We start from the raw sequence: 6,353 nt of genomic DNA, 5'->3' as shown, positions 1-6,353 counted from the left end.
GTTTTCAACGGACATCTTTAATTGACTCTGACTTTTGTTCGCCTCCCGATGAGTGATATTCCGCTTTCCTGAAAAAGGTTACACAACAAAAGACTCCACGGACTTAACCTATCACTCCTCCAGGATTAAAACCGGATTCTAACCGAGAAGGGTAATACTCTTGCCCTTTCAAACCATTGTTATTCAATCCTCAATATGGGTAATATCCAAAATATTACCTGCCGGAGCATATTGGCAAACGTATACAGTTCCATACGTAGGATGTGGAGCACATCCACAACCACACTGGGTAGTTGTTTTCGGATAATTTGCGTATAGTGCCAACGTCATGCCAATTTCTAGTTTTGCTTGCCGCATTTCCAAAAAGGAGCATAAATAAGAATTTGATTCTTCCGATCCCCAATCCATCAATTGCCGATGTCCATGAAGGTACCCTGCAGGATTTTCCACTATGCCCGCACTGTGCTGAATAAATTATTGCCCCCAGGTAGTATGCCCACTTTTCCGCACTGGTAGCAAGAGTAGTAGACCATACTAAATTGGGTATATTTGCGCCAGTAACTTTATTGCGGTAGTAATGTGCTTATTCAAGATTTTCGGTAATTGGGACCTTAACTCCTGTTGGTATTTGAGACGTCAAGGTTGTGGTAACAATTTGACTATTAGCCTGGAGCGGTGTTCGATCAATCTTGGCTTGAGTTGATGAGTAACTCGATGGTGTCGTAATTATTGCCGATTCTAAGTTTTGGATTGAGTTTCTGGTGGATGTGGAGTCATCAACAATTATTGGTGATTTCAGTTTTCTGGTAAAGACCAATCCTTGTGACTATGTGTGTTGCGATCAACATTACCTCCACACCCATTTAATTGGGAATTGTGACTCAACATATTCATAGTTTACCGATTGGGGGTTTTAAAGGCTACGCATGCCATCCTTTCCGGAACGATCTAAATATACCTTAATACAGAGTATTGGCCAGCAAAATTATTACCGGTTTCCCATCCCTTCTAACCCATTGTCATCAGTTGCAACATTTCACAGCGTATTTTCCAGTTGTTTTGGGGTTGGGGTAGGGGGTTTTGGTATTTTCCGGAGAAAAAGATTGCGATTGTACGGTTAAAATAACACACTAAAGAAAATTAAAGCAATAAATAGATTTTATAAAATTCTTATTTTTATATGGCATTTTCTGATAGCTATATGTAATCCGGATTACGACTTGACTAATGGTATAAATTCCAAATCCCATCAAAACAAAAAAAAAGTCCAGCCTCGATCTGGAAATAGAATAGGATCTGTTCGATGACACCAAAAGAAATAAGTGAGATTAATGCCCAGAAAACAAAATTAAAAATCGAGTCTAAATGGTTTCTCTCGGGTGAAAGAACGGACAGTTTCTTGCACCTTCCATAGTAATTCCAAACCAGCAAGAACTAAAAATAAAAGATAGTTATTGACATCTTTAATAAAACGTCATCAGAATAACTGAAAGCGTATGGATACAAATCCAAAAGAAAGACCATTTAACATTTTGGAATTTTTGAGCCATGGTTGAGTAGTTGGTTACACCAAACTGAAGATTAACATATTGGTTTCACGATTAATCTTCTCCGCAATCTGCGTTTCCTACTTCGGCACTTTTGCTCATTTTTTCATGGCTATCAGTTTGAGACAGCATTTATCGATGGAGTCCATCAGGACACTCCGTGCATGCTTGGCGCGTTTTCGTCTCGGAAATGCATCTTCGGTCAGTGTCGATGAGGATCAGGTAGTGATTCGTTTTTGCCATCCTCGCCCGCTGGATTATCTCAGGGTATGCTACGGCTTCCTCTTACTTCCTTTCACCAGGGAGAAAGAAAAGTCAAGGAGCATGAGAATCCGAATCGGCATACCGTTTGCAACCGCCATTTCCTGAACCGGGCATATGCGGTTGGCTGCTGTGAGATGATTGAGAACCGCAGGCCATAATAGACTGGTTCCAGGTCCTTGCATGGTGCTGGATCATCTGTTTGATTACCGCTGCTGCGCCGGTTGCATCCCGCTCACCGATTTATACGAATACAATTCCCGGTTAAGACGACATTTCGTTGTGAAATCCTTTCCGATGCAATGGTGAGCAACTCCCCCGCATGACCTGATTTCCATCCATGGTTTTGCTTTTTCGAAACCGATAATCAAGAACTGGGGCTCTTTCGGGAACCACTCGATTCCAACCTCAGCATGAACCAGAATATTTTATTGACCTTGAAACCTGATGACGCGGGGAAACTTAGGCGGTTCGACATTTTCTCAACTGAGCGACAGCAAAGAATTTCCTCTCGCAGATCGATCTATGAGGTTTGACGTATCGGATTATTTTGCATGGGGGGTATGTCAGGTTATTCCCATCCATGCCGCTGACTTAAGTTGGTCGGAAGAACAGATGGAGGGATCCTCGACCATGTCATCAACCACATCAGGAAAAGCCGGGCAGAAGTCCACATCATCGACTCCTCACCATGTTCTACAAATACTCTTCGCAGGCCGCCATCCTCACCTTCCTCCCCAATTGCAAAACCCTGGTCGATAAAGGCAAAACAATCCTGATCACCCTGCATAACTATGCTTTTGAAGAGGACACCTGATCCGTATCCGGTCAATCTGCGATGCGCACCTGATGATGAAGAAATCCCTCATTGGGGATAAAGCCGTAATGGTCATGGAAGTGGTGAAAGTTCCGGGAGCCCGTAAGACCACCGGGAACCTGGTCGGCTCTTGAGGCATATCCAGGTCACGGGATGAAGATCATCCCAACCCTCAATGGCGCGTGTCTAGTGTGGAATCCTCACGTTGCCACCGGTCCTTCCTTTCGAGCTATCATCACGGTCCGATGAAGGAAATGACTGTCTGAACAATATCGAGGAATGCGCTCTCTGCAAGGATCCTTCCGGTCAATGCCAAGGTTAAGTGAGACAGGCTCCCCACCTCCTGGAGTATATGCACCTCTTTCCGGTTGATGTTAACGGGATCCCCTTTTTCTCGGAACTGAAGCGCGATCTAGCGATCAAGGAACCGAACCTGATCTATCCTGCCGATGAAACGACTTTTGTCCATATCTTTCACGATGTCAATGATGCGAGGAATTATTATATCCCGATTGAACCATCTTTCCTGCACAGTGTCCAGGAACTCCTTCCCGCAGTCGAGATTCTTCTCGTCGACCTGCTGGATTCGCTCAGTAACGATTCCGTCACCGATGAAGAGCGTGCCGGGGTTCTGAAGGGGCTCTTCGCAAGTGTGCATATGCACCAACTCCTGGCGAAAGGGTTCCCACGAGCCCTACCCTGGCCGCCCATGGAGGAAATCCGGGAGTCGGTTCCAGGATCAAGGACTTCTCAAGAAAGACTTGACTGCCAGGAAAATTTGAAATCGGATGCAACCTCGCAAAGTTTCATGTATGCCTGATGGGCGACGATCGTAAATGCCTCGGAATACAAAGCCCCGAATATCTCCTTTGTAAGGGACAAGATCGACATCGGCATGCTGGAAGCCGTTCATCAATGATCGCTATATCGAAGGCCTCACGGCTGATGGGGTAGGCCCATCTTCATTGAGCACAAGATCTTCAAGGGACTTGAAGTCGGTGGTAGGCTGGAAGAATACCGAGAGTCCCATAAATTCGTGATAAAACTGGCTGAACGGACCAAGCGGCCAATCACCTACCGGAATCCGATTGTCGATTCAACGCTTCCCGACAACCGCGTATTAATATCGTAGCCAATGGTACCGGACATCAGCAGGAAGGGGGAGCAATTTCACCATTCGAAGGTGATGGATGATCCAACAGTATCCGAAACTGGTTGAATTCAAGACCTGCGACTACATGATAGCCGGGTATCTCTGGATCTGCATCGAGAATGGCATGTCACTTTATGAGCGGGAGACCGCGAGTGGCAGGACTACGAGCCTTAATGCCATGACCCCTTTCATTCCTCCGAAAGTAAGATTGTCACTATCGAGGATACTCCCGAACTACAGATCCCCACCGGAACTGGACCCGGGAGGTCTCAAGGGAAAGGGGAGGGGGAAGGTGAAGGAGGAGAGGTAACAATGTTCGACCTGCTGCGGGCGGCGCCCAGGCGCGTCCTAACCAGATCCTTGTGGGAGGATCAGAGGCGTGGAAGGTTCGGTCGCTTTTGGTGCGATGCAGACAGGCCATCCGGTCTCTCAACGTTCCACGCGGCATCGGTCGAAAAACTCATCCAGCGGCTCTGTGGTGACCCGATCAATTCCCAAAGACCTACGTTGACAATCTGAACCTGGTCGTCATCCAGAGTGCCGTCCGCAGACCTAGCGGCGAGATGGTCCGGAGAATCATCTCCCGGTGAATGAACTTGTTGGCTTCAATCCGGAAACTCGGGATTCTCTTTCGTTGAGATGTTCCACTGGGACCCCGTAACCGATACCTTCGTGTTTACCGGTAAGGGCAGCAGCCTACCTCCTCGAGAACAAGGTGGCCACCATGCTGGGTATCCCTGACCATAAGAAAGCACAGATTTACCAGGAGATCGAAAAGAGAGCCCGTATACTTGAACGTCTTCACAAAGCAGGCTATACAGGGTTCTACGACCTTTTTCACATGATTACCAAGGTCAAGAAACAGGGACTGCTCTCCATAGATGTCACCGAGTCTTGAAGCCCTGTCTGCAGGGCTGCGCCAGAAAACAGGGGACATCTCCTTTTGCGGGACTCCTGGCATCGATCCGGGACTTTTTTTCATCATTTAATGAGAACAAGAGGATGAGCGCCGACCTCCTCTTCATGGTCACCTACATGGCGTCGATTACCACGGCCCGCGCAACCCGGCCGGAAATCTTTGCCTACACCGCAGCCCGTAAGGAGTTTGTACCCTCGAAATACTTTGAAAAGATCGAGACGTTCGTCAAGAAATGGAACAGGCTTATGTGGATGCACTGACAATCATGGCCGAGCGGGTGAAGAACCTCATGCTCCAGAGCATGCTGAACCGGTACGCCAACTCCATTGAATCCGGCGTTCCAGATGAAGACTTCCTCTCCCGGGAACTGATCACGATCCGGAGCATTTACCGCAATACCTACGAACAGGGTCTCGAGATGCTGAAGAAGTGGGGGGATGCCTACATTGCGATGCTCTTCTCAGAGCCCTCGTGGAATCATCATCATGATCTCTGTTGCCATTTTCTCGCCGGAAAACATCCAGGAAACACTGGTAAATCCTCTATATCATCGTCATCTGCGTCTCCGTGTTCGGTCTGGTTACCATGTATCGGGCCGTTCCGCCGATCAGAAAGTCCACGATCTCCCGCGGGGTCAAAAGAGCAGGGATGATCCACCGGATGAGCAGGAAGGTGCTTCCCCGGTTGCGGCCGCCATGGCTTTCATTTTCTCATGCTCAATCTCATGGGCGTTATCTCCAATGCCTATGGCCTCGTTATGCTCATCACCGGCCTCCTCCTCTTCCCGATCGGGATAATCGGGTATCTCGATGATTCAAACATCATCAACCGGGACAGTGACTTCACGGTCTTCATCCGAAGCCTCGGATCGGTGATGGGCGGCAAAGGGATGACCATCACCCATGCCCTGACAGAGATCGACAAAAAGTCCCTCACCACCCTTGAACCTCTCGTGAACGGATTATATTCAAAAGCTTGACCTCGGTCTTGATGACCGCCTTACCTGGGAGCGGTTTATCGGGGAAAGCGGCAGTAACCTGATCTACAAGTATCTGAACATCTTCCGCGACTCTGTCGAGCGGGAGGATCGCCGGACCAGATAGGGGAGATTGTTGATCTTCCATGCTCGAACAGGTGCTGCTCCGGAACAACCGACACCCATCTCCGATGGGGTTCGTAGTCCTGCTCATCCCCATGCATGCCATGATGATCGCCATCTTCTCTTCCTCTTCCATATCCTTCTGCACATGTCACAGGCCATCAGCAGTGTCGTCTCCTCCCTCGGCCCGATTAATAGCGGTGCTCATGGCCGGTGCCGGGGCGGTCAGCGAACCATGGGGTGCCGTGACCATGTTTGTCAATTTCCCGAGGCAGAGATGACGGTCTACGTCATGATCATTATCACCATCATCACCATCTCCAACATACTGGCAGGAGAATCGTCTTCGGAGGTGGACGATACATGTTCTACTTCTTCGGAAGCATTCTCTGCTCCGTAACCGGTATTATTTATATAGCGGCACCGTTTATAGTTGGTTTGTTCTTTAACATTCCATCATTCCAGGGGGTCTGACATGAATTCTGTGACCGTCCGTTTTGTTGCCGTCCTGGGAATCCTGGTTCTTGAGGGCAGCCTTGATCCTGCTCAACATTCCC

The 6,353-nt window shown here is 48.3% G+C and carries 4 protein-coding genes and 1 pseudogene; all 5 read left to right on the top strand.

Going from position 1 to position 6,353, the window contains the following annotated elements:
- The first annotated feature begins 2,821 nt into the window (after positions 1-2,821).
- The 5 genes and pseudogenes from IPI71_10130 (at position 2,822) to IPI71_10110 (ending at position 6,077) form a co-directional block, all read left to right on the top strand.
- Positions 2,822-4,676, top strand: a pseudogene (locus IPI71_10130) (type II/IV secretion system ATPase subunit).
- The gene (locus IPI71_10125) at positions 4,673-4,957 is read left to right on the top strand and encodes a hypothetical protein (protein ID QQR70967.1); all 285 of its coding nucleotides are present in this window, start codon (positions 4,673-4,675) and stop codon (positions 4,955-4,957) included. Before IPI71_10130 ends, IPI71_10125 begins: the two are co-directional and overlap by 4 nt.
- Positions 4,945-5,349 carry a hypothetical protein gene (locus tag IPI71_10120; protein QQR70966.1) on the top strand — a complete coding sequence of 135 codons (405 nt, stop codon included), beginning with the start codon at positions 4,945-4,947 and terminating at the stop codon, positions 5,347-5,349. The genes IPI71_10125 and IPI71_10120 overlap by 13 nt, the downstream gene beginning before the upstream one ends.
- Before the next feature lie 72 nt (positions 5,350-5,421).
- Positions 5,422-5,676: a hypothetical protein gene (locus IPI71_10115; protein QQR70965.1), complete on the top strand. Its 255-nt coding sequence runs from the start codon at positions 5,422-5,424 to the stop codon at positions 5,674-5,676.
- Between the two features lie 143 nt (positions 5,677-5,819).
- Positions 5,820-6,077 carry a hypothetical protein gene (locus IPI71_10110; GenBank protein ID QQR70964.1) on the top strand — a complete coding sequence of 86 codons (258 nt, stop codon included), beginning with the start codon at positions 5,820-5,822 and terminating at the stop codon, positions 6,075-6,077.
- Positions 6,078-6,353: the final 276 nt, after the last annotated feature.

This window comes from Methanolinea sp. (assembly GCA_016699325.1).
In the GTDB taxonomy this organism is placed as follows: domain Archaea; phylum Halobacteriota; class Methanomicrobia; order Methanomicrobiales; family Methanospirillaceae; genus UBA9949.
This window is presented reverse-complemented; position numbering and strand designations above follow the sequence as displayed.

Excerpts from the sequence above, each read along its gene's own strand:
- IPI71_10115 (QQR70965.1), top strand. The coding sequence starts at position 5,422 with ATGGGCGTTATCTCCAATGCCTATGGCCTCGTTATGCTCATCACCGGC.
- IPI71_10110 (QQR70964.1), top strand. The coding sequence starts at position 5,820 with ATGCTCGAACAGGTGCTGCTCCGGAACAACCGACACCCATCTCCGATG.